Genomic DNA, 20,393 nt, shown 5'->3' on the forward strand with positions numbered 1-20,393 from the left:
CCGAGGGAGGACCGGGGTGGGGGCACGCCGTGTGCCCACTCCCCCCAAATCTAGCCCTCCCCTAAGGGGAGGGAACTAACTGCCAAGACCCGATTCCATGGCCGACCTCCCCATCAAGCTTGTTGTCGTCACGCCCGAGATGACCATCATCGACGAGTCCGTCGACTCGGTCGTGGCGCCGCTGTTCGACGGCGAGATCGGCATCGCCAAGGGGCACGCGCCGATCATCGGCCGCCTGGGCTACGGCGAGCTCCGGTACCGTCAGTCGGGCCAGTCCACCCGCTTCTACGTTGAGGGCGGGTTCATCCAGGTTTCGGACGACGTGGTGTCGGTCATGACCGGCCGGGCGATGCCCGTCTCGCAGATCGACGTCGCCGAGGCCCGCAAGCAGCTCGACGAGGCGATCGCCCGCACCGCCTCCGGCGCCGAAGCCGCCGCCCGCGACCGCGATATCGCTCAGGCCCGCGGCAAGCTGCGGGTCGCCAAGTCGGCCAGCTGATTGCTGTTTGCCTTTCTCGTGTTCGACGCTGGCCGCTTACTCGGCACGGTGGCACTCTTCCCTCCGCTCTAGGCGCCGACGCGTCACAGCCCGCTTGCGGCGCGGCTCCCCTCAGCGGCCAACGATCGGTAGGCTGCTTGGGCAGCTTCCGGTCGCCGCGTCCGCCTGCGCCGCTACGATTCGTAACGCCAGGTGGCCGCCACCGGCAGCAACGTCGCCACGCACGAGGTGACCCGCCGCGTGGTTGTCGGGTAGGATGCTTCCGTACCCGTTCAGGAACCCAGGAGTGCTGAAGTGACCGAGTTGAGCCAAACTCTGCTGCTGGCTGCCGGGGCCGGCGTCGTCGACCCCAACGCGGAGGGGACCTACGGCATGCTGGTCCTGTACGCGCTGGTGGCGCTCGGGTTCTCGTTCCTCTGCTCGGTCGCCGAGGCGGTGCTGCTGAGCGTGACCCCGTCGTACATCGCCACGCTCGAGGAATCGGGCGGCCGCTCGGCGAAGCTGCTCAAGCAGATGAAGGAGAACGTCGACCGGCCGCTGGCGGCGATCCTGAGCCTCAACACCATCGCCCACACGGTCGGCGCCGCTGGCGTGGGCGCGCAGGCGGCGGGCGTCTGGGGCAGCGCGGCGGTTGGCTACGCGTCGGCCGTGATGACCCTCTTGATCCTGATCCTGTCGGAGATCATCCCCAAGACCATCGGCGCCGTGTACTGGCGGCAGCTCGGTCCCCCCACCGCACAGGTGCTGCAGCTGCTGATCTGGCTGCTGTACCCGCTGGTCTGGATGTCGGAGCTGCTCACCAAGCTGATCGCCGGCGAGAAGCAGGAGATCGTCACCCGCGAGGAGCTGGCGGCCACTGCCGCCATGAGCAGCGAGACCGGCGAGCTGAACGTCGGCGAGCACCGGGTGCTCACCAACCTGCTGCGGCTGCCGTCGCTCAAGGTGGAGGACGTGATGACGCCCCGCACCGTGATCCTCGCGTTCCCCGAGTCAATGACCGTCGGCGAGCTGATGGACGAGCGGCCCAACCTGCCAGTGTCGCGGATCCCGGTCTTCGACGGCTCGATCGACGAGGCGACGGGCTTTGTGCTCAAGACCGACATCCTGCTCGCACAGGCCCAGGACAAGCCGGCCACTCGGCTCGAGGAGCTGCGCCGCCCGCTCAAGGCGATCCCGGCGACCGCGTCGCTACCCGACGCGTTGGAGCTGCTGCTCGACCAGCGCGAGCACCTGGCGATAGTCGTCGACGAGTACGGCGGCGTCGACGGGCTGGTCACGATGGAGGACGTCATCGAGACGCTCCTGGGCATCGAGATCGTCGACGAACACGACCAGGCCGCCGATATGCAACGAGTCGCCCGCCGGCAGTGGAAGAAGCGGATGCAGGCCGTGGGGCTGGATGTGGGAGGCCCGGAGCCCCCCAAGGAGCCCGAGGCCGGCCAGCACAAAGTCGATTAGGCGCGGCGAGCCGATCTTCTTTTGCCGCGTGGCGCTGCCCACCGACGCGGTCGCCTGGTCAAGCGTCGCCGGTCCGACGTCATCGCCCCCGTGTTGAGCCGGCCTCCGGCTAAGACGTCCGCGGAGCCCCTGCTCACTAGCTCTTGCGTCCCATAAGCACCATACAGCTGGCGAGCAACGCAAACGCCAATGCCCGCGGCTCTGGCACGAGCCCTTCGGCCACCGCCCCGTAGTTGGCTCGCCAGACATCGAGCTGGGGGTCGCCCACGACGCCGCCGTGGGGGTCGTTCAGCAGGGGGCTGATCTGTCCCACGGAATCCTGCCACAGGGTGTAATCAGCCGCGGTGACGCGGCCGTCATTGTTGTAGTCGCCGGGCAGGCCGGAGATCAGCGTCAGTGCGATGTGAGAGTCGACGGAGAAGAAATCGAATCCGACCGGCGGCTTGTTATTCAGCACATCTTCGGGAGTGAGGTCGAACCCGAACGAGGAACCGTCGGCAAGCACACCGGTTAGCCTCCCACCTCGACTTGTGACCACGACCGGCCGACCGACGCCGAGCCCCTCGATCGGCGCCCCGTCCAAGCGGAACTCTTGCCCGACCAGGCTGACGCTGCTGTCGCGTTCGGCGCGGAAGCCCTCTCCATACTCCCCGCCGCTCAGGGCGACGCTGCTCCAGCGCAGCGCCTCGAACCCAGTCCCGATCACTCCACCGCTGATGCTGACGGCACTCCCGCGAGCGGCGCTGAAGCCGGCGCCCACCTCGCCGCCGGTCAGCAGCAGCCGAGCGCCGCTCGAGACACTCGCCCCCAGCCCGATCGTGCCGCCGCTGACGCGAACCTGACCTCCCGCTGTCGCGGAAAACCATTTGCCGATGACGCCGCCGGCCAGTTGTAGGTCGCCGCCGCTCACCTCGACCGCGTCCCCAACCTCTCCCCCCTCGATGGCGACCGTCGCGCCAACCGCTGTGAACCCATCCGGTAACCGTCCACCAGCGCGGAGCGTGAGCGTTTGCCCGGCCCGCAGGCCGCGGATCGGCGAGGAGATGATCTGGTCGACGACGATGGGAGTCGGGTCGACGCTCGGGAGTTCCATCCGCGTGAGGGTGGCGCCGTTAATCGCGTCGAGGGCAGAAACGCTGAACACAAACGGTGAGCCGTCGGACAGGGTTCCCGAGAAAACGTCCTGCTCCGAGACCAAGGAAACCGTTGCCCCTGCGTACTCGGCGCCGTTGACGCTGAACTCGTTTCCTACGAGCTCCACGCGACTACCCGCCTCGGCAGTGAAGAGACCGCCAATAATGCCACCGCTAATGGTGACGCTGCTGCCCGACCTGGCGGTGGAACCGACACCCAAGTAAAGTCCGTTCACCCGCACGTCGCTCCCCGACTCCGCCGTCAGCCGTCCGACGTAGGCGTCACCGGTGATGTCGACAACGGCGCCATGTTCAGCCTGCAGATCGACGCTCCAGGCATCTCCCGAGACATTCACTACGCTTCCCGAGTGAGCCGTAACGCCCGCTTGACGCAGCTCGCCGCCGGTGATGGTGACCACACTCCCCGAGTAAGCTTGAACGCCGTGGGCAATCAGGCCACCGGTCATGTTCAGTTCGACATTCGCGCTGACCCCATCTGGCGTCCCCACGTCGACGTAAGCGAGCTGTCCACCTTCAGCGACATTCAGTTGTGTCGATGAGCCGATCTCGATAAACGGAGAGACCAACTCCGGTGGCACGTTGATGACCGTGTCAAACTGGCCCGAGACCGGCGCCCCTAAGCAGGAGATGACCACGCTGGCCACCGCTACGCCGAATCGGGAAACGGACGCGCTGTTCATCTCGGACGTCCCTCCGTTCGAACCCAGTCTTACCGCCGATTGTGCAGAGCGGCTGTGGGTGCATGCGCTCCACGCCACCGCCGTTGGAAGAATCGAAGCCGAGCCCAAGCAGCTCTCTCGGCCAAGCCAAGTGGATTGGCATTATATGTGGCGCGTACGGTCTGCCGCCATCTACCGGGGAGCCGCGCTGCGCGATTCTGATCGCGGTCGTCAGCCTGCCCCCCAGATTGACGCCTGCCGGGCATCAACGTTGCAGGCACAGAAAAACCCGGCGTGGGAGAAGCCCCCGCGCCGGGTTTTGAATTGTCACGGTGCAACCGCCGCGGGAGCGGGTACGCTACATCTCGATCGCGTAGCCCTCTCGGTACGGCCGGGCCAGCATGCTGTTGGCCTGCTCGTCGCCGGTGATCTGCTCGGTCTGGGCGTCCCAGTTGACGGTGCGGCCCAGCCGGGCGGAGATGCCCGCCAGGTGGCACACGTTGAGCATCTTCATGTGCGTGTGGACATCCGAGATCGGGTCCCGACGCTCGCGGCAGCAGTGGAAGAAGTTCGCCCAGTGCGCCTTCCGCTCGTTGAAGTCCATCGGCATGCCCTTGTAGACCTTGCTGACGGCGTCTTCGGGGAGCGGGTTCTCGGCCAGCTCCTCAACCGGCTTGCCGGTCAGCCGGCCGCGGTTGACGAAGATGCGTCCCTCGTCGCCCTCGATGGTGATGCCGTTGCCGTCGTTGCGGATGGTCATCTCGATGTCGCCGGGGTAGACCGCCTTGAGGTTGAACGAAGTCGCGGTGTTGTACCGATCGATCTCGGTCGGCACCCCATTCTCGAAGGGCACGGGGTGGGACGCCTCGCCGCCGACCGACAGCGGCGCGGTCGCCTGTCCGTTGGCTTCCAGCGCCCAGGTGGCGATGTCCACGTGGTGGGCGCCCCAGTCGGTCAGCTTGCCGCCGGAGTACTCGTACCACCAGCGGAACTCGTACAGGCAGTTGGTGAAGGTGTGGCCCTCCTCGTCGCGGAGGTGGCGGTACTCGGCCAGCGGCGCCGGCCCCAGCCAGCGGTCCCAGTCGAGAGTGCCCGGCGCGTCAACGACCGGGATCGAAGGCGACTTGGGCGCGCCGCCGATCGCGACGTCGATGCTCTTGATCTTCCCGATGCGTCCCTCGGCCACCAGCGCGATGGCTTTGACAAACAGGTCGTAGGTGCTGCGTTGCTGGGTGCCCACCTGCACGACCCGGCCGGTCTCCTTCACGACCTTGCGGATCAGCTTGCCCTCGTCGATGGTCAGCGTGAGCGGCTTTTCGCAGTAGACGTCGTGCCCGGCGAGCAGCGCCTCGATCAGGGGCTTAGTGTGCCAGTGGTCCGGCGTGGCGATGTGGATTGCGTCGAGGTCGTCACGCTGGAGGATCTCGCGGTAGTCGGCGTAGGTGTCCGCCTTGCCGCCGCTCAGCCGCTGGTTGGCGTGGTTGAGCCGGCCGGAATCAACGTCGGCGATCGCGACCACGTCGCACATGTCACGCGCCGAGTCCATGTTGCCCATCCCCATGCCGCCGGCGCCGATCAAGGCCACCTTCAGGCGGTCGTTCTTCGACTGGGTCTCGTCGGCCAGCGTGCGTTGCTGCGAGAAGAAGTAGGGGACCGAAGTGCCCACCGCGATTCCGGTGGTGGTTCTCACAAAGTCACGACGCGAGGGTTGCTGGTTCGGCATTCGAGAATTCAGAGCAGAAAGGAGGGGAGGGAGGGGGCGCCAGGAACTAGAACGGACAGTCTAAGCGACCCTGCAACGAAAAGGAAATTAACGGGGTAAACATGCACTTTGTTTAGCTATCTGGCTTTCCACGGGATCGGGGCGCCGGCCTGTCCGGCGTCGCGTTGGAGGCCAATGCCGGGCCACCCAAAACCGCGAAAACCCGCAGATTGGTGCTTGCAAACACTGATACAAGCTGCCTATCATCAGCGAAAGCGGATAACCGTTATAGGTGGAAAGAGACCCGCACCTCGCCGAACACCCGTTCCCAGAGCGTCTAATGATTCGCACCCACAAGTTTGCCGCCGCCATCCTGGCGGCGGCCGCCCTCGGCCAGGTGGCCTCCGCGGGCCCGATCCTGGCCGGCTCCGCTACCTACAAGTACGAAAACACCTTCTTCACCCGGCTCTACCCGGGAACGCCATTCAACCCCACCGGCTCGCCGATTGACCTACCGGTCTCGGCAGAGGGCACGTTCACCCAGGTGTGGGACGAGCAAATCGGCGACTCGATCCAAGACGAGCTGACCAGCATCCAGGCGTCAGGATTCATCGCGGGAATGCCGCCCGTTCCGTTCGACCTCTTCGGCGGCATTGACGAGGTCCCCGACCTTGGCCCATTCACCGGCTCAATGAGCTCGATTGTGAACGACCCGGTCACCGGCAAGCTAATCTCCGCGTTCCGCAGCGTCAGCGGACCGTTCCGCCAGGTGCTCGGCAACGGGCCGGTGCTGTACACGGTTGACCCCTACAACTTTGTCGCCTCGATCGACTCGCTGCCGTTCGAGCCAGGTGACCTGTTCATCGGCACAACCGACGTTGAGATCTACGCCCAGCAGGGCGCCATCATCGACCCGCTGAACGACCCCATCGTTGGCGTCGTGCTGGCCGGTGGCGTAATCACACTAGTGCCGGAGCCCGCCTCGCTGGCGCTCCTGGCGGGCGCGCTGTGTGGCGTCGGCTCGGCGGTGGTGAGACGCCGCCGCTAAGGCATTGGAGGCTCGCCCTCCCGTTTAAGTCAGTCCTTGCGTAGGCCGCGGCATGGTTACATGCCGCGGCCTTTCGTTTGCATCGTCCTCGAATGATTGGCGGCGCGGCGCCGCGTCGGATAGGATCGAGCGAACCGAACGGTTGGTCGCTCCTCACCTACTTCTGGCGATGGTCCTTTGTCTCACGCATCTGCTTGGCGGCGTTATGCCGTCGCGTCTGTCTTGCCACTGCTGCTGCCGTCGTTGGCTGCGCAGAGGGCGTCCGCCCAACCGGCTGCCCGGATACCCACGCTGAACGACGTTGGCGCAGCGAACCTGCTCACCGAGATCGCACCGGTCATGGCGCCGTTCCCGATGCGATCGTTCAGGAAGCCCAGCTTCCCCGACCGGACGATCGACATCCGTGAGGAGGGCGCCCAACCGGGCGTGAAAGCCACCGAGGCGATCCATGCCGCGATCGTCAAGGCCCACGCCGCCGGCGGCGGCACGGTGCTGATCCCGGCCGGCGACTGGCTTTCGGGACGGATCACGCTGAAGAGCAACGTCAACCTGCATGTCGCCCAAGGCGCCCGGCTTCGGTTCAGCGGAGAACTCGCCGACTACCGACCCGCCGTGTTCACGCGGCACGAGGGGGTAGAGGTGATGTCGCTCGGCGCGTGCATCTACGCGCTGGACGCGGACAACATCGCCGTCACCGGCCGCGGCACGCTGCTCGGCCCCGAGGACGGCCCCGTGAAGCGGCAGATGATGACCCAGGACGTAGTCGAGCGGTTCGTTCCGCTCGACAAGCCGGTCGCCGAGCGGGTGTACGAAGGGCAGGGCGGGGCGCCGATCTTCCTGCCGATGTTCATCTCGCCGACCCGCTGCACCAACGTGTACATCGAGGGGGTCACCCTCGAGCAGACGGCGTTCTGGAACATCGTGCCCGTCTACTGCGACGGCGTTGTGATCCGGGGGGTGACGGTCAATTCGGTCGGCATCCCTCGTGGCGACGGCATCGACATCGAGTCGTCCCGCAACGTGCTGATCGAGTACTCAACGCTCAACAACGGCGACGACTGCTTCACCCTCAAGGCCGGCCGCGGGCGCGACGGGCGGCGGGTGAACCGCCCCACCGAGAACGTCGTGATCCGCCACTGCCTGGCCAAGCAGGGCCACGGCGCCGTGACCGTTGGCAGTGAGACCGCCGGCGTCATCCGCAACCTATACGTGCACGACTGCGTGTTCGACGACACCGACGTCGGCATCCGGCTCAAGACCCGCCGGCCCCGCGCCGGGGGCGGCGAGAACCTGATCTACGAGCGTCTGCGGATGCGTCTGTCGGGCAAGATGTTCCGCTGCGACATGCTGGGAAGCGTCACCTACGTGGGCGAGCTGGCCAACCGGCTGCCGGCGCGCGACGCGAATGAGCTGACGCCGTTCTTCCGCGACGTCACCATCCGCGACGTGGTCGTGGAGGGGGCGACGCGCATCATCCACGTGACGGGCATCCCCGAGTCGCCGCTCACCAACCTGCTGGTGGAGAACGCGCGTATCCGGGGCGAACTGCTGATCACCGCGGCCGACCTCCGTGGGATGACCCTTCGCAATGTGCAGATCGAGAGCCAATCCCCGGAGCTTAATCTGCTCGACGCGCGGGGCGTGCTGTTCGACCGCGTCACTTTCGACGTGCCCGGCGGGCGGGTGCAGGCCAACATCGAGGGCCCCGAGAGCGGCGACATCCGCTTCCACGACTGCAGGCCCGCCCGGCCAGTCGGCTGGAGAACCGACGCCTACCAAGAACCGTAGGGCGGCCAGGCCGGGGGCCTTCCCGCTGAGTTTGGCCCAACGGGTGGTGGAAAAAGGCCACATCGTGCGTTCTAATCAGGGTTGGTGTTCATGCGACCACCACCTCGCCCGTGGGCTCGTCTATCGCCGCGGGCGTGAAGCCCCGAGGAGTTAGTCGGAGCACGGGCGTCCGCGCTGCGCGCCGGAAAAGGGACAAAACTCCTGCGCCCCGCCCGGGACCACTCATCGCAACAACCTTTCAATAAAGAGCTTACGAAGAACCATAGGGACCATTCGCCCTGAGTTTTGTCCCCTTCGCGCGTGTTTTTGGACAAAACGATTAGGTCACTACCTTGCCAGGGACGCTCCGCAACCGCCGTGGACCGTGGGGTGCCCGATGCCGTCGGGGCGGCAAGTCGTGCACGCGACTATCGCCAAGCGAGCGATCTCGACCGGGATCGTCCGGTTGGATCTCAGATCACTTCCTCTCAGATACTGGCGTGTTGCCAGCTGCATGCCCAATGCCGAACCCTCTGCCTCGCGTTGCCCTGGCCAATCTCCCAACGCCCCTCCACCGGCTGCCGCGGCTATCGGAGCAGCTGGGCGTCGACCTGTGGATCAAGCGTGACGACCTGACCGGCCTCGCCACCGGTGGCAACAAGACGCGCAAGCTGGAGTACCTCATCGCGGACGCACTCGAGCAGGGCGCCGACTGCGTGATCACCGCGGGCGGCCCGCAATCCAACCACTGTCGGCAGACCGCCGCGGCGGCTGCCCAGCACGGCCTAGGGTGTCATTTGGTGCTCGGCGGTGAGCCCCAGCCCCCGCTGGGAAACCTGCTGCTGGACCACGTGCTGGGGGCGACGGTGCACTGGACCGCCAAGCCCAACCGCAACGCGAGGATGCGGTCGCTCGCCGACGAGCTGACCGCCGCCGGCCAACGGCCCTACGTCATCCCGATCGGGGGCTCCAACGCGATCGGCGCGGTCGGCTACGCGGCCGCGTTCGACGAGTTGATGGGCCAAGCGACGGCCGCCGGTATGTCGTTCGACCGGGTGCTGTTCCCGACCAGCTCCGGCGGCACCCAGGCGGGGCTCGTGCTGGGCGCGAAGCGGGCCGCCTTCGCCGGTCGCGTGACGGCGATCAGCATCGACGCCGATCCAGACGACCAGGAGTTCTTGGATGAAGTCGCCGGGATCGCCACCGCCGCGGCGGCGCTGCTGGGGACCGACCAGACCATCGCGGCGGGTGATCTGGACATCGAGTACTGCTATCTCGGCGGCGGGTACGGCGTTGTAGGCGACCTGGAACGCAACGCCATTGGCGTCATGGGGCGCACCGAGGGGATCCTGCTGGGACCGGTGTACAGCGGTCGCGGGTTCGGCGCAATGCTCGACCTGGTCGCATCGGGCCGGATCGCGCCGGGCGAGCGGGTGCTGTACTGGCACACCGGCGACGAGTCGGCGCTGCACGCCTACGCGGATGACGTGCTTTCGTAGCAGCGGGCGCCGCCCACGGGTGCGCACAGAAAGGCCCGCCGGCGGCGGACGCCGACGGCGGGCCTGTGCAAGGTTTTCAATGCGTATCGCTAGGACCGGCGCCGCACGGCGGCCAGCCCCGCGATCAGGACCAGCCCCAGAGCGCTCGGCTCGGGCACGTAGCTAAGCACCGGGCCGGGCCCCGACTCCTTGGGCCAGAAGCGGGCCTGGTTGCCGCTGGTGCTCTCGTTGCCACGGAAGATAAGGAACGAAACCTGGCCGTTGGTGTCGCCGTTGACGAAGGCGTCCAGGGCGGCACTGGAGAAGGAGTACTTCTCGTTGATCACCTGGGGGCCGTAGTCCTGCCCATCAACGAGCAGCGTCAGATTGGCGGTGTCCAGGTCACGGATGTCGTCGAACGAGTTCATCGCCGCGAGCTCCGCCGTCGGGTCAACGCCGTCCGGGATCAGGCCCGGAGCGTTGTTGTAGGTGACGTCGCCCTCGGTCCAGCTGGCCTCGTCAGGGTCGGACTCGTTGACGCCATACAGGCTCAGCGTGTTCCCGGTGCCGCTGTCGCTCCGCTGCCAGAAGAGGTCGAGCGAAAGGCCCGACACGCCGCCCGGCAGGCCGGTGGTGGGGAACTTAAGAAGGATCACGTCGTTGTCGTCACCGTCCAGGTCGGTGCGGGCGTTGACCTGATCGTTTCCGTTGCGGTTGCTGTCCGGGTTGTCTTCACGCACCCAGGTGTCGTCCGATGCGCCGATCGAAGCGGCGTAGGCATCGGCTGCGGGTCCGGCGATGACCGCCGCGCATGCAACCGCCAAGAGGGAAGAGAAGGATCGTCGCTGCCAATTCATTAGATGCGCTCCCACCGCGTGTGCGGAACAAGAAAGAGAGGAGGGTACGGGCCCGAGAACAGGATGAGACAAGAAAAACGTGGCTAACCTCAGACTAGGCAGAGGCGCCGCAGGACACAAGAAAACAACTCCACCACCGCTCGTCGGACTGCTCTCGCTGCCCACGAGAGCCAACTAACACAGTTGCGGTAGGCGGGGCGTCGCCCCAGTCCTTCATTCAAGCTAAGAGCCTGCTAGGCCCCATTCAACCCGGCATGTTGCAAGCGGCGGCCCAATATCCGCAGGCGTCGTGCAATGCAGGGCCTGTCCTGACCTTTGGCGGCCGGCTGCGGCCGGGCTCTTGGTGCAGAACTCACGGCTGAAACCCGCAAACTGCGGGCCGCAGGGATCGTGACCGATCAGGCAAACCGCTACACGCTGGCGGTCGCGTATTCCTCTTCCCGGAGCACGCCAGGCATCGGCGTAGGGTAGCGGCCCTCGCCGTCTGGCATCACCGGCGCCGGCCCGTTCGGCGTGAAGTCGGCCACTCCCGGGGCAAACTCAACGGGGCAGTGCAGCATCTGATCGAACGTGATCTCCTGGCCCGTGTGGGCGGCCATGCGGCCCATGCTGGTCACGACGCTCGCCTCAACTCCACGCGGCACCTCGTTGTAGGGGGTGTCATTGATGATCGCCGCGACCAGGTCCTCCCATTCCAGGCGGTACGGATTCTGTTCGGGCTGCGGGTACGCCCACGTGATCTCGCGGCGGTTCTGGCGCTGGCCGCTGAAGGTCTTCACACGGCCGGGCGAGTGGCCCGATGCGCTGACGACCGCCGAACCCTTGCTGCCGTGGGCGACGCTGGACATGTCGTTCTTGCAGCCCGGCATGATCCGCGTTCCGAAGAACATGGTCGCGCCATCGGGGTAGGTGTACTCAATCGAATACGTGTCGAAGTTCTGGTCGATGTAGTCATTGCGGTAGTGTCGACCACCGATGCCCACGGCTTTGACCGGCCAGGCGTTCTTCATCCACGAAAGCTCGTCGATCTGGTGGATGTTGAAGTCGCTAAACAGTCCGCCGCTGGCCCACAAGAAGCTGTGGAACCGCTCGACCTGCCACATCAGTTCCGGCCGCCCCTCGGGCTTGCGGGTCGAGAAGCAGGTCACTACCGGTCCGTGCATGCGGTAGCCACGCATCGAGATGATGTCGCCGATCTCGCCATCGGCGATCCGCTGGTGCAGCTCCTGCCGGCCGCGGCAGTGCCGCACCATGAGGCCAACGCCGCACTTGAGGTTCTTCTCGCTGGCTTGCTTGGCAAGTTCGAGCATGCGGAGGGAGGTGGGGCCGTCGGCCGTGAGCGGCTTCTCCATGAAGACGTGCAGCCCGCGGTCGATCGCGTACTGGAAGTGCGGGCCGCGGAACGCCAGCGGCGTGGCGAAGATGGCGATGTCGCCGGGGCGGAGCTGGTCGAGGGCGTCGCGGTACGCGTCGAACCCGACGAAGCGGCGTTCGGTCGGCACGTCCACCCTGTCTGGTTGGCCGGCGAACTCCTGCGTGAGCGCGTCGAGGCTGGTGCTGAGCCGGTGGTCGAACACGTCGGCCATCGCCACCAGCTTGAGCGGCGCGGCGGTCACGTACAGTGCGTCGGCGGCGGCGCCGGTCCCACGCCCGCCGCAACCGACCAGCGCAACGCGGATGGTGTTGTCCGAGCCGTGCTGCGCGAACGCGTTGCGCGGCGCGGCGGCCAGCATCGAGAGGGCGCCGGCCGTCTTAAGAAATCCTCGCCGGCTCGAGTCCGCTTGGGTTATATCTGCCACGGCGTCTTCCTCGCTAAGGGAAAGTGAAAAGTGCGGAGCAGCCAGGTTGGTTTACTTTATCAGGTCGGACGCGCTGTTCCAAAACGCGTCCATCTCGTCGACAGTTGGGGTCCGCTGCGGGCGGACCACGCGGAACCCGAGCCACTGCGCGTCTGTGTGGTACCAGATGCTCTTAGGGAGCTGCGGGTCCTGCTGTTTCCAGATCGGGTCTGAGCCCTTGCGGAAGGCCGAACGCAGGTTCTCTGGGTCGTCGTCCCACCCGCCGCCGCGAACGGCCCGCGGGTAGAGCGTCCGGGGACGCATGAACGGGTCCGCTGCGCTCTTGTTTACCCGCTCGAAGTAGTCGGGCAGGTATTGGTCGGCGGTCCACTCCATCACGTTGCCGTGCATGTCGTACAGGCCCCACGCGTTGGGCTTCTTGGCGCCAACCTTGTGATACCTTTCGCCGCTGTTGTCGTAGAACCATCCGTACTCGCTCAGCTTGGCCGGGTCGTCGCCGAACGAGTAGGCCGACCGTGAACCGGCCCGGCACGCGTACTCCCATTCGGCCTCCGTTGGGAGTCGGTAGAACCGCCCGGTCTGGGCGCTCAGCCACTGGCAGTACTTGTTGGCGGCGTGCTGGGTCATGCTGATCGCCGGGTAGCCCGACTGCCCCATGCCGAAGCTCATCTCCATGTAGGGCGCGGTCGGGGCGCTCACCGCGTCGACCATGGTGTGCCGCTGGGGGTCGTAGTCCTTGCGGGCGCCGTTCTTCCTCCGCTCCACCGTGGTGACCATGAAGGGCTCGTACTCGTCCCAGGTCACCTCGCGGGCGCCCATCCAGAACGGGCTGATCGTCACCTTGGCCTGCGGGCCCTCGTTGTCGTGCCGGCTCACCTCGGTCGGAGGGCTGCCCATTGAGAACTCGCCTCCCGGGATCGCCTTCATCTCAAACACGACGCCGGTCCGCGGGATCTTCTCCTCGTACCCAGCGATCTTTGCCGAGGCGTCGCGTTTCGACTGCTCGACAATCTTGGCGTGGATTTGCTCGAGCAGGTCCCGGTTGTCCGGCGTGTAGGACCGGTCGCGGGGCTTGGCCCGCGGATGGAGCGTCTCGCTCGCGGGCCAGCGGGCGCCGGCGGCGATCCATGCGCGGATCGTGTCGATGGATTTCTTGTCGAGCGGGCCGCCGGCGTCGGCGGGCGGCATCAGCTCATCGGAATCCGCGTCGGCCGCCATGGTGGTGTAGAGGGAGCTGGCGTCGGGATCGCCCGCGACGACCATCGGCTCGTTGTACTCGCTGTCAAACACCGCCTTCTTTGTTGACAGGTCGTAGCCGCTGTCCGAGTCCTCGCCGGCGTGGCAAGACAAACAGTTCTGCTCGAGAATCGGCTTCACGTCCTTGACGAAGTCGACCGCGGACGCGCAGCGAGCAGCGCCGCCCACAAGGAACCACCCCACCAGCGCCAACACGCAACAAGATCTAACTCTGCTGAACACCAAGTGCACCCCAATCCCGAGTGGCTGCCTACTGGTCACCGCCGCAACCCGCCGCGAGGCTTCGGCGGAATGCCATCTCCTCCGAATGTAGACGCCGGTCGCGCGGCAAGCAACTTTCGCCCATTGCCGTCTGCGGACCGTGCCCGCTGCGGAACGGACGCGTTAGGACTCTAGCGACTCGAGGTGGGTGGTCCAGTTGATCTTGTCGTTGTGCGAGTGGGTGAACCCGATGCTCCGTTCGTAATCGACCAAGTCCTTGTGGCGGTAGGCGACGATGTAGGTCCGACGCCAACGCTCCGATCCGTTGCCGGGAGATCCGTGCAGGATCCGCTCGTTGTGCACGCTGACGCTGCCCCGCTTGACCGGCACCGACACGACCTGGTCGCCGTCGGCCACCTGGGCGGCCAGCGTGTGCGACTCTTCACGCTCGTTGCCCGCGCCGGCGCGGATCATCGGGCGGTGGGGGCGCAGCCGCGGCTCGGTGTGCGACCCGGGCACCACCTGAAGGCAGCCGTTCTCGTCGTTGGCGTCGTCCAGGGCGAGCGACACGGTGGCGGTCAGCGTGTCGAACTGCGGGGTGCTGGGCCAGTAGCCCAGATCCTGGTGCCACGCGAACTGGGCGCCGCCCTTCTTCGGACGTTTGGCGAGGAACTGGTCGTAGTCCAGCGTCGCGGTGTCGCCTAGCAGCTGACGCGAGATCGACTCGGCCCGCTGCTCGTAGATGTTGCCGACCAGCTCAGGCCGGTAGACACGGGGCAGCACCGCGTTGACGATCTGGTAGTCCTCGAACGCTCTGGTGTACGGCCCGCTCATATCGCAGAAGTCGCGACCCATATCGGGCACGCCGCCGTTCATGAAAACGTCGTAGATCGCCTCGATGGGCGCCAGCTCCTCCTCGGTCAGCACATCGTCCAGGATGATGTAGCCGTTCTCGTGGAAGTCGCGGATTTGATCCTCGGTTAGCACGTACTCGCTGCCCTTGGCGCCAAATCGTGTCTGTTGGTCGACGGCCATCTGCAGACTTCCTCCTGGAATCGAATGAGATCGTGGGATTCGCCCAAGTCCCCGCCTGACGAGTGAAGCACCGGCGGGTTGGGAAGAGCGGGATCGTCCGCAACGCCGTTGGGCGGCTCGGTCTCTCCCGTACTCGTCTCTTCACTCTAGTGCGACCGGGTGTGGGATTCTCCGCGATTCACGGCACAAACCAATACTATCCACTCACCCAACAAACCATTCGCAGGCGAACTTGGTTACAATCCCACCATGGCGGTTTATCGCGAGGTCATCGAATCCCCTCCCGACCAGTCGTTCCGGCTGCTGCAGTGGGAGAATTCACTGAGCGAGGTGCAGGTCTCGGTCGGCCCGGGCCGCTGGTCCGCGATCGAGGGACGCGGCGAACGTTGGCACGCGCACCGAGCGGTTGAGCTCACCTACATCCACCGCGGATCGGGCACAAGATTCATCGGCGACCACATCGGCGCGATTGGGCCGCCGGAGCTGGTGCTGATCGGCGCAGACCTGCCGCACTACTGGCGGGGGTTGGACGAGTCCCGGGGTGCGGCATTGCAGTTCGACCTCAGCAACAGCGGGGGACTCGGCTCGCTGCGTGAGGCGGCTCGCCTCGCTAACCTCCGCGTCAATGCATCCCGCGGGTTGCTGTTCGACGAATCGCTAACGGCCGAGGTGGGCGAACGGATGTTGACGCTGTCGCGCTACGGACCGGTAGAGCGACTGGCGTCGGTGCTCGCCATCCTCGCTCGGCTTGAAGAGGCCTGCGAGCAGGCCGCACCGCTGTGCGAGAAGGAGTACACCATCACCGCGTCGGCCGCCCACGCCGACAAGATCCGTGACGCCATCGACCTGCTGCTCGAGCACCACGCCGAGGAGCTTACCGTAGACGATGTCGCGCAAGCGGTCGGCCTGTCCCGTGCGACTCTCTGCCGCTACTTCCGGCGGTACACGGGACGCAGCGTCGTGGCGTTCCTGAACGAAGCCCGCATCGACCAGGCGAAGCGGGCGCTGCACGAAACGGCCACCCCCATCAGCCAGATCGCCCTGGCGGTCGGATTCGGCAACCTATCGAACTTCAACCGCCAGTTCCGACGAGCGGTGGGGCGTTCGCCCCGCGAGTACCGGCGTGCGAGCGCCGCCCAGTAGAGCGAGTCAAAGCTACCGGGCGTCGAGCACGCCCACTTGCTGCAGCCAGGGCCAGAAGCGCTCGACCCACTTGCCGCCCTCGCCGGGGCCGCCGATGGTGAAGGCCCCGTGCCCGCCGGTCTTGGTGACCCAGAGATGATGGTCGACGCCTGCGGACTGGTACGCGTCGGCGATGGACCGGGCGAACGACACGGGCGCGGTGCGGTCGTCTTCGGCCGACGCGATGAACGCCGGCGGCACCTTCGGGCCGATGGGATAGGACGCCATCGTCCGTGCGGGGCGAGACGGCCAGGGGCTGAGCAACGCCACGAAGTCCGGCCGGCTGCTCTCCCGCTCGACCGGGTCTGCCGCCGATGGGTCGCCGTCGTCGAAGTGTGACGCCACGTTGAGGGACAGGTTCCCGCCGGCCGACCAGCCGAGGATGCCGATCCTGCCGGGGTCCACGCCCCATTTATCGGCGTTGGCCCTGAGCAAGCGGATGGCGCGGAGCCCATCCGCCAACGCGTCGGCCTCGACCTGTTCAGACGGGGGCGCCGTGCGGTAGCGCAAAGCGGCAACCGCCACCCCCTTGGGAAGAAACGCCTCGACCGCACCGTCTGCCCCCACCAGACGGGTGAGGTGGGTGTATCCGCCGCCGCAGCAAGCGATCACGGTCACGCGTCCCCGTTCGGGCGTTGGACCTTCCGGTGAGTAGAGCCACAGGCTGGGCAGGCCAACGTCCCAGTAGCGTCCCGTTCCGTCGTCCCCGCCCGGCGTCGCGTCCGCCGGTGCATTGGGAGGGCCGTGTTCCCAGAGCGGCGCCGCCAGCGGGCGCGGAAGGTCTCCGGCGGCGGCCGGGAAAACCCAAACGGCCGCGAGCAGCAGCGATGTCAACAAACGCATAGGTGGACCAGGCAGCGATACAAGTAGGCGGAGGCGACAGACGCACCGCCAGTCTGATCACGCGCGGCCCGTATTGCAATCTGCGTTAGCCTAACACCTGCAGCGGCATCGTCCGGCGCGGAGTGCCTGTCCCCCGGTACAGCGCGTTGGCGATGGCCGGCGCCACAGCAATCAGGGGCGTTTCACCGGCCCCCACCGACGGCAGATCCTGGCGGTCAAGCAGCACCACGTCAAGCTCCGGCAGGTCGGCCATCCGGGGAGTTGAGTAGGTAGAAAACGACGGGTTGCTGATGGCGCCGTTCTCAAACTCGATCTGCTCGGTGAGCGCGCCGCCAAGCCCCATTACAATCGAGCCCTCGACCTGCGAGCGGACATTGGCCGGGTTGTGGATGGCGCCGCACTCGTACGCCTGGCACACCGACTTCACTCGGATAGCGCCCTGCTCAATTATCGCCTCGGCGCATGCAGCCACGAACGAGCCCTTCTCCGTTCCGCAGGCCAGCCCGACCGGCTCGCCCGCCTCCCAGCGTCGTTTGAAGTTGCTCTTCTCAGCTACCGACTCGAGCACATCCCGCAGCCGGCCGGCTTCTAGGTGGGCGAGTCGGAAGCTGAGCGGGTCAATGCCAGCCATCTGAGCCAGCTCGTCCATCGCCGCCTCGCGGGCGAACACGTTGGCCGTAGACGCCAGCGCCCGGTAAGACCCCTGGCGGAGTGGCGAGTCCGCCTGCAGGAAGCGGGTGCGGCCGCTCGGCGATCGGTAGGGCGTCTCGATTGCTGAACCGCCGGAGTTGATGTTGGTGAAGTCCCAGTGGCGCAGCCGGCCGTCGGCATCTACCGCCGCGTTCACGTCGATCACCCCGGCGGGACGGAAGTATGCCCAGGTGAACTCCTCCTCGCGAGTCCACCGCAGCGAAACCGGCCTGCCGGCGCCCTTGGCGAGCCGGGCCGCCTCGACCGCCGCCTCGCCGGTGTGCTTGCCGCCGAATCCGCCGCCCGTGTCCGGCACGATTACGCGCACTCGCTCGGCGGGCAAACCGAACGCCTCACGCAGCTCGCCGTGCACGCGGGCCGGCTGCTGGGTGCCGGTCCAAACGGTGAGCATCCCGTCTTCCCACTTCGCGACCGCCGCGCGCGGCTCCATTGGGGCATGCTGGATGTACGCGATCGAGTAGCTCGCCGAGAGCGTCTTGAGCCCCACGTCGTCGCTCGGCGCCTCTCCCCACTCTCGCCCACCCCGACGGCTTGCCCTCGCGCCGTCTGCGGTGCTTCGGAGGTGCTCATCCAACCCACTGCTGCTCGGGTGCTCTCCACGCTGCCACTCGGCGGTGGCTACGATCGCTTCGATCGCGTTTGCGGCCTGGTGCGAGGTGGGGGCAACGCAACCAACGAAGCTTGCGTCCTCGACCACCCTTACGCCGTCCAACGTTTGCGCGGTATCGGTGCTGTAGCTGATGAGCTTTGCGTTGTACGCCGGCGCCCGCAGCACTTTGCCGTAGAGCATGCCGGGGAGTTGGATGTCGGACGTGTACCGGTGGGCGCCGGTGACGATCTCCCGCGCGCCGACCTTCGGAACAGATTCGCCCATCACGTGCCACTGTTCAACCCGCCTGAGCTCGACGCGACGTTGGTCATTGCCGGGATCGCCGCCCGCAAGAGGTTCCTGCTTGGCGAGTTCCCCCAAACCGATCGAGAGGCCATCAGGCCCCTGAAAGGCTCCGTCACGCAGCTCGACCTGGTCCACGGCGACGCCGAGCGTCGCCGCGGCTGCCGCCGCCAACCGCACGCGGGCCGCGGCGCACGCCGACCGCACGCGGGGCACGGTGGATGGCGTCGTCCGGCTGCCGGCTGTGCCGCCGTCGTCTGGGCAGAGGAGGGTGTCGGCCATCACCAGCTCGATCTGGTCGAGCGGTAGGCTGAGCTCTTCCGCGGCGGCCTGGGTGAGCTGCGTGCGCGACCCCTGCCCTACTTCAACCTTGCTGGTGAAAAGGGTGACCCGGCCGTCTTCGCCGATGTGCAGCCGGTCGGAAAGCTCCTCGGGGGCGACGCGTCTCCGACCGCCGCGGCGTTGCGCCGCCACGTGCGAGGAGGCGGCAGCAACCACGAGGCCGGCGCCGAGAGTCTGCACGAAGGCGCGACGATCGGTTCGGAACGAATACCGCGGCTGCTCGCGCAACTCGTAACGTTCCTCGGCGAGGAGTTGCTCGTCGAACGAGCCGTCCGATGCTTGGCGATCGCGGGCATTCAGTGACGTGTTCGGCATGCCTGCTACTCCCGTGATGTGTGCTTGGGCCTCGGCTACCGCGTCGCCTGCAGGACCGCCGCCCGTAGATTGCGGTAGTTGCAGCAGCGGCATAGGTTCCCGCTCATCGCTTCGACAATCTCGGCTTCGGTCGCGTGGGGCTTCTCGCGGAGCAGGCCAACCGCGTTCATCACCTGGCCCGGCACGCAGTAGCCGCACTGCATCGCCCGCTGGTCGATGAACGCCTGCTGCACGGGGTGCAGTTCGTCTCCGGCGAGCCCTTCGATTGTCTCGACGCTGGCATCCGCAACTTCTTCAACCGATGTGATACAGCTCCGCGTGGCGACGCCATCGATCAACACGGTGCAAGCCCCGCACTCTCCTTCGCCGCACCCGTACTTGGTCCCGGTGAGGCCCAGGTCTTCGCGGAGCACGTCTAGCAGCGGACGGTCGGAGGACGTCGTGACGGCGTGGGTTTGACCGTTGACTTTGATCGAGTGCCGATCTGTCATTGGTTTCTCCTGCGTATGGGAGGTGATCAGCCAGCATCGACTCTTGAACGGGGGCGGTGTGCGTGCGGGCTCGCTCGGACAAGTCGGCGGTAGTCCTCAGGGGTGTCGATATCCCGGGGCAGGTCGTCGCCGCTAACGGACACCGTCCGGACCTCCACTTCCGTCAGTAACTGATCCAACCCCGCTCCACTAGGAAGCGACCGCACGGAATCGGCAGCGGCCCAAGGCAGGAGCACCGGGTGCCCCCGCCGGCCGGAGGACTCCGGGGCCCACACCGCTGGCTCCTTCGGATCGTAAGCGTCGACAAGTGCATTGACCAACCCTGACGACAGCGTCGGCAGGTCCGCCGGCGCGGTCAGCCACGCGTCATGATTGCTGGGCTGCCAGGTCGACTGCAGAAAGTCCAACCCCGCTTCTATTGATGCTCGCATGTCGGGCGAGGACTCGACGCAAGCAACGTCGACCGGCAAGTCTTCGCAGAGCGATCGGAGCGTAGATTCACCGTGGCGCACAACGACCACCACCCGCTCAACGGCGCTAGCCGTCCATGCCTGCAGCGTGTGCTCGATCAGGGGCCGCCCAGCAAACGGGAGCAGCAGCTTCTGCCGCCCCATGCGGTAGCTCCGCCCCGCGGCCGGCACGATTGCGAATGACCGGAAACTAGCCATAGGGCGTAGCGTATCCGATCGGGCAGCGGGCCGCG

Annotated in this window: 16 protein-coding genes; 6 read left to right on the top strand and 10 right to left on the bottom strand. The window is 66.5% G+C overall.

What is annotated here, in order from left to right:
• The first annotated feature begins 97 nt into the window (after positions 1–97).
• Positions 98–499 (top strand): ATP synthase F1 subunit epsilon, encoded by a 402-nt coding sequence (atpC, locus tag KOR34_RS03145; protein ID WP_146562125.1) that lies wholly within the window; start codon positions 98–100, stop codon positions 497–499.
• Positions 500–793: 294 nt separating this feature from the next.
• Positions 794–1,957 carry a CNNM domain-containing protein gene (locus KOR34_RS03150; RefSeq protein ID WP_228714486.1) on the top strand — a complete coding sequence of 388 codons (1,164 nt, stop codon included), beginning with the start codon at positions 794–796 and terminating at the stop codon, positions 1,955–1,957.
• Between the two features lie 136 nt (positions 1,958–2,093).
• Here KOR34_RS03150 and KOR34_RS03155 read toward each other — a convergent pair whose 3' ends face one another.
• Complete coding sequence (locus KOR34_RS03155) at positions 2,094–3,791, bottom strand: hypothetical protein (RefSeq protein WP_146562127.1); 1,698 nt, start codon at positions 3,789–3,791, stop codon at positions 2,094–2,096.
• A gap of 337 nt (positions 3,792–4,128) precedes the next feature.
• Positions 4,129–5,493 carry a Gfo/Idh/MocA family protein gene (locus KOR34_RS03160; protein ID WP_146562129.1) on the bottom strand — a complete coding sequence of 455 codons (1,365 nt, stop codon included), beginning with the start codon at positions 5,491–5,493 and terminating at the stop codon, positions 4,129–4,131.
• Between the two features lie 319 nt (positions 5,494–5,812).
• Between KOR34_RS03160 and KOR34_RS03165 the strand changes: the two genes are divergently transcribed.
• The 3 genes from KOR34_RS03165 to KOR34_RS03175 all read left to right on the top strand — a co-directional run bounded on the left by KOR34_RS03165 (position 5,813) and on the right by KOR34_RS03175 (position 9,786).
• Positions 5,813–6,520 (top strand): PEP-CTERM sorting domain-containing protein, encoded by a 708-nt coding sequence (locus KOR34_RS03165; RefSeq protein ID WP_146562130.1) that lies wholly within the window; start codon positions 5,813–5,815, stop codon positions 6,518–6,520.
• A 222-nt stretch (positions 6,521–6,742) separates the two neighbouring features.
• Entirely contained in the window at positions 6,743–8,308 is a 1,566-nt protein-coding gene (locus KOR34_RS03170; protein ID WP_197531097.1) for a glycoside hydrolase family 28 protein, read from the top strand.
• A 500-nt stretch (positions 8,309–8,808) separates the two neighbouring features.
• Positions 8,809–9,786: a D-cysteine desulfhydrase family protein gene (locus tag KOR34_RS03175; protein WP_146562131.1), complete on the top strand. Its 978-nt coding sequence runs from the start codon at positions 8,809–8,811 to the stop codon at positions 9,784–9,786.
• An 89-nt stretch (positions 9,787–9,875) separates the two neighbouring features.
• On the opposite strand, the gene KOR34_RS03180 is transcribed toward KOR34_RS03175, so the two are convergent.
• From KOR34_RS03180 to KOR34_RS03195, 4 genes are all read right to left on the bottom strand, one after another.
• The gene (locus KOR34_RS03180; RefSeq protein ID WP_146565793.1) at positions 9,876–10,622 is read right to left on the bottom strand and encodes a DNRLRE domain-containing protein; all 747 of its coding nucleotides are present in this window, start codon (positions 10,620–10,622) and stop codon (positions 9,876–9,878) included.
• A 410-nt stretch (positions 10,623–11,032) separates the two neighbouring features.
• On the bottom strand, positions 11,033–12,355 hold the full coding sequence (locus tag KOR34_RS03185) for a Gfo/Idh/MocA family protein (RefSeq protein ID WP_146565795.1): 1,323 nt from the start codon (positions 12,353–12,355) through the stop codon (positions 11,033–11,035).
• Positions 12,356–12,472: 117 nt separating this feature from the next.
• Positions 12,473–13,861, bottom strand: coding sequence for an SUMF1/EgtB/PvdO family nonheme iron enzyme (locus KOR34_RS03190; RefSeq protein WP_228714487.1), 1,389 nt, complete (start codon positions 13,859–13,861; stop codon positions 12,473–12,475).
• A gap of 201 nt (positions 13,862–14,062) precedes the next feature.
• On the bottom strand, positions 14,063–14,914 hold the full coding sequence (locus tag KOR34_RS03195) for a phytanoyl-CoA dioxygenase family protein (RefSeq protein ID WP_146562134.1): 852 nt from the start codon (positions 14,912–14,914) through the stop codon (positions 14,063–14,065).
• Positions 14,915–15,163: 249 nt separating this feature from the next.
• On the opposite strand from KOR34_RS03195, the gene KOR34_RS03200 reads away from it, so the two are divergent.
• Entirely contained in the window at positions 15,164–16,057 is an 894-nt protein-coding gene (locus KOR34_RS03200; RefSeq protein WP_146562136.1) for an AraC family transcriptional regulator, read from the top strand.
• A 12-nt stretch (positions 16,058–16,069) separates the two neighbouring features.
• On the opposite strand, the gene KOR34_RS03205 is transcribed toward KOR34_RS03200, so the two are convergent.
• From KOR34_RS03205 to KOR34_RS03220, 4 genes are all read right to left on the bottom strand, one after another.
• On the bottom strand, positions 16,070–16,939 hold the full coding sequence (locus KOR34_RS03205; RefSeq protein WP_146562137.1) for an alpha/beta hydrolase: 870 nt from the start codon (positions 16,937–16,939) through the stop codon (positions 16,070–16,072).
• Positions 16,940–17,024: 85 nt separating this feature from the next.
• Complete coding sequence (locus KOR34_RS03210; RefSeq protein WP_146562139.1) at positions 17,025–19,199, bottom strand: xanthine dehydrogenase family protein molybdopterin-binding subunit; 2,175 nt, start codon at positions 19,197–19,199, stop codon at positions 17,025–17,027.
• A 35-nt stretch (positions 19,200–19,234) separates the two neighbouring features.
• Positions 19,235–19,690: a (2Fe-2S)-binding protein gene (locus tag KOR34_RS03215; protein WP_146562140.1), complete on the bottom strand. Its 456-nt coding sequence runs from the start codon at positions 19,688–19,690 to the stop codon at positions 19,235–19,237.
• Positions 19,691–19,716: 26 nt separating this feature from the next.
• Positions 19,717–20,358, bottom strand: coding sequence for a nucleotidyltransferase family protein (locus KOR34_RS03220; RefSeq protein ID WP_197531098.1), 642 nt, complete (start codon positions 20,356–20,358; stop codon positions 19,717–19,719).
• Between the last annotated feature and the right edge of the window lie 35 nt (positions 20,359–20,393).

The organism is Posidoniimonas corsicana (assembly GCF_007859765.1).
GTDB classification, from domain to species: Bacteria; Planctomycetota; Planctomycetia; order Pirellulales; family Lacipirellulaceae; genus Posidoniimonas; species Posidoniimonas corsicana.

What these genes read in the sequence shown, in the direction of transcription:
- KOR34_RS03200 (WP_146562136.1), top strand. Translation starts at nt 15,164, where the DNA reads ATGGCGGTTTATCGCGAGGTCATCGAATCCCCTCCCGACCAGTCGTTC.
- KOR34_RS03195 (WP_146562134.1), bottom strand. Translation starts at nt 14,914, where the DNA reads ATGGCCGTCGACCAACAGACACGATTTGGCGCCAAGGGCAGCGAGTAC.
- KOR34_RS03160 (WP_146562129.1), bottom strand. Translation starts at nt 5,493, where the DNA reads ATGCCGAACCAGCAACCCTCGCGTCGTGACTTTGTGAGAACCACCACC.
- atpC (WP_146562125.1), top strand. Translation starts at nt 98, where the DNA reads ATGGCCGACCTCCCCATCAAGCTTGTTGTCGTCACGCCCGAGATGACC.
- KOR34_RS03175 (WP_146562131.1), top strand. Translation starts at nt 8,809, where the DNA reads ATGCCGAACCCTCTGCCTCGCGTTGCCCTGGCCAATCTCCCAACGCCC.
- KOR34_RS03180 (WP_146565793.1), bottom strand. Translation starts at nt 10,622, where the DNA reads ATGAATTGGCAGCGACGATCCTTCTCTTCCCTCTTGGCGGTTGCATGC.
- KOR34_RS03185 (WP_146565795.1), bottom strand. Translation starts at nt 12,355, where the DNA reads ATGCTGGCCGCCGCGCCGCGCAACGCGTTCGCGCAGCACGGCTCGGAC.
- KOR34_RS03220 (WP_197531098.1), bottom strand. Translation starts at nt 20,358, where the DNA reads ATGGCTAGTTTCCGGTCATTCGCAATCGTGCCGGCCGCGGGGCGGAGC.
- KOR34_RS03210 (WP_146562139.1), bottom strand. Translation starts at nt 19,199, where the DNA reads ATGCCGAACACGTCACTGAATGCCCGCGATCGCCAAGCATCGGACGGC.
- KOR34_RS03155 (WP_146562127.1), bottom strand. Translation starts at nt 3,791, where the DNA reads ATGAACAGCGCGTCCGTTTCCCGATTCGGCGTAGCGGTGGCCAGCGTG.
- KOR34_RS03215 (WP_146562140.1), bottom strand. Translation starts at nt 19,690, where the DNA reads ATGACAGATCGGCACTCGATCAAAGTCAACGGTCAAACCCACGCCGTC.
- KOR34_RS03205 (WP_146562137.1), bottom strand. Translation starts at nt 16,939, where the DNA reads ATGCGTTTGTTGACATCGCTGCTGCTCGCGGCCGTTTGGGTTTTCCCG.
- KOR34_RS03165 (WP_146562130.1), top strand. Translation starts at nt 5,813, where the DNA reads ATGATTCGCACCCACAAGTTTGCCGCCGCCATCCTGGCGGCGGCCGCC.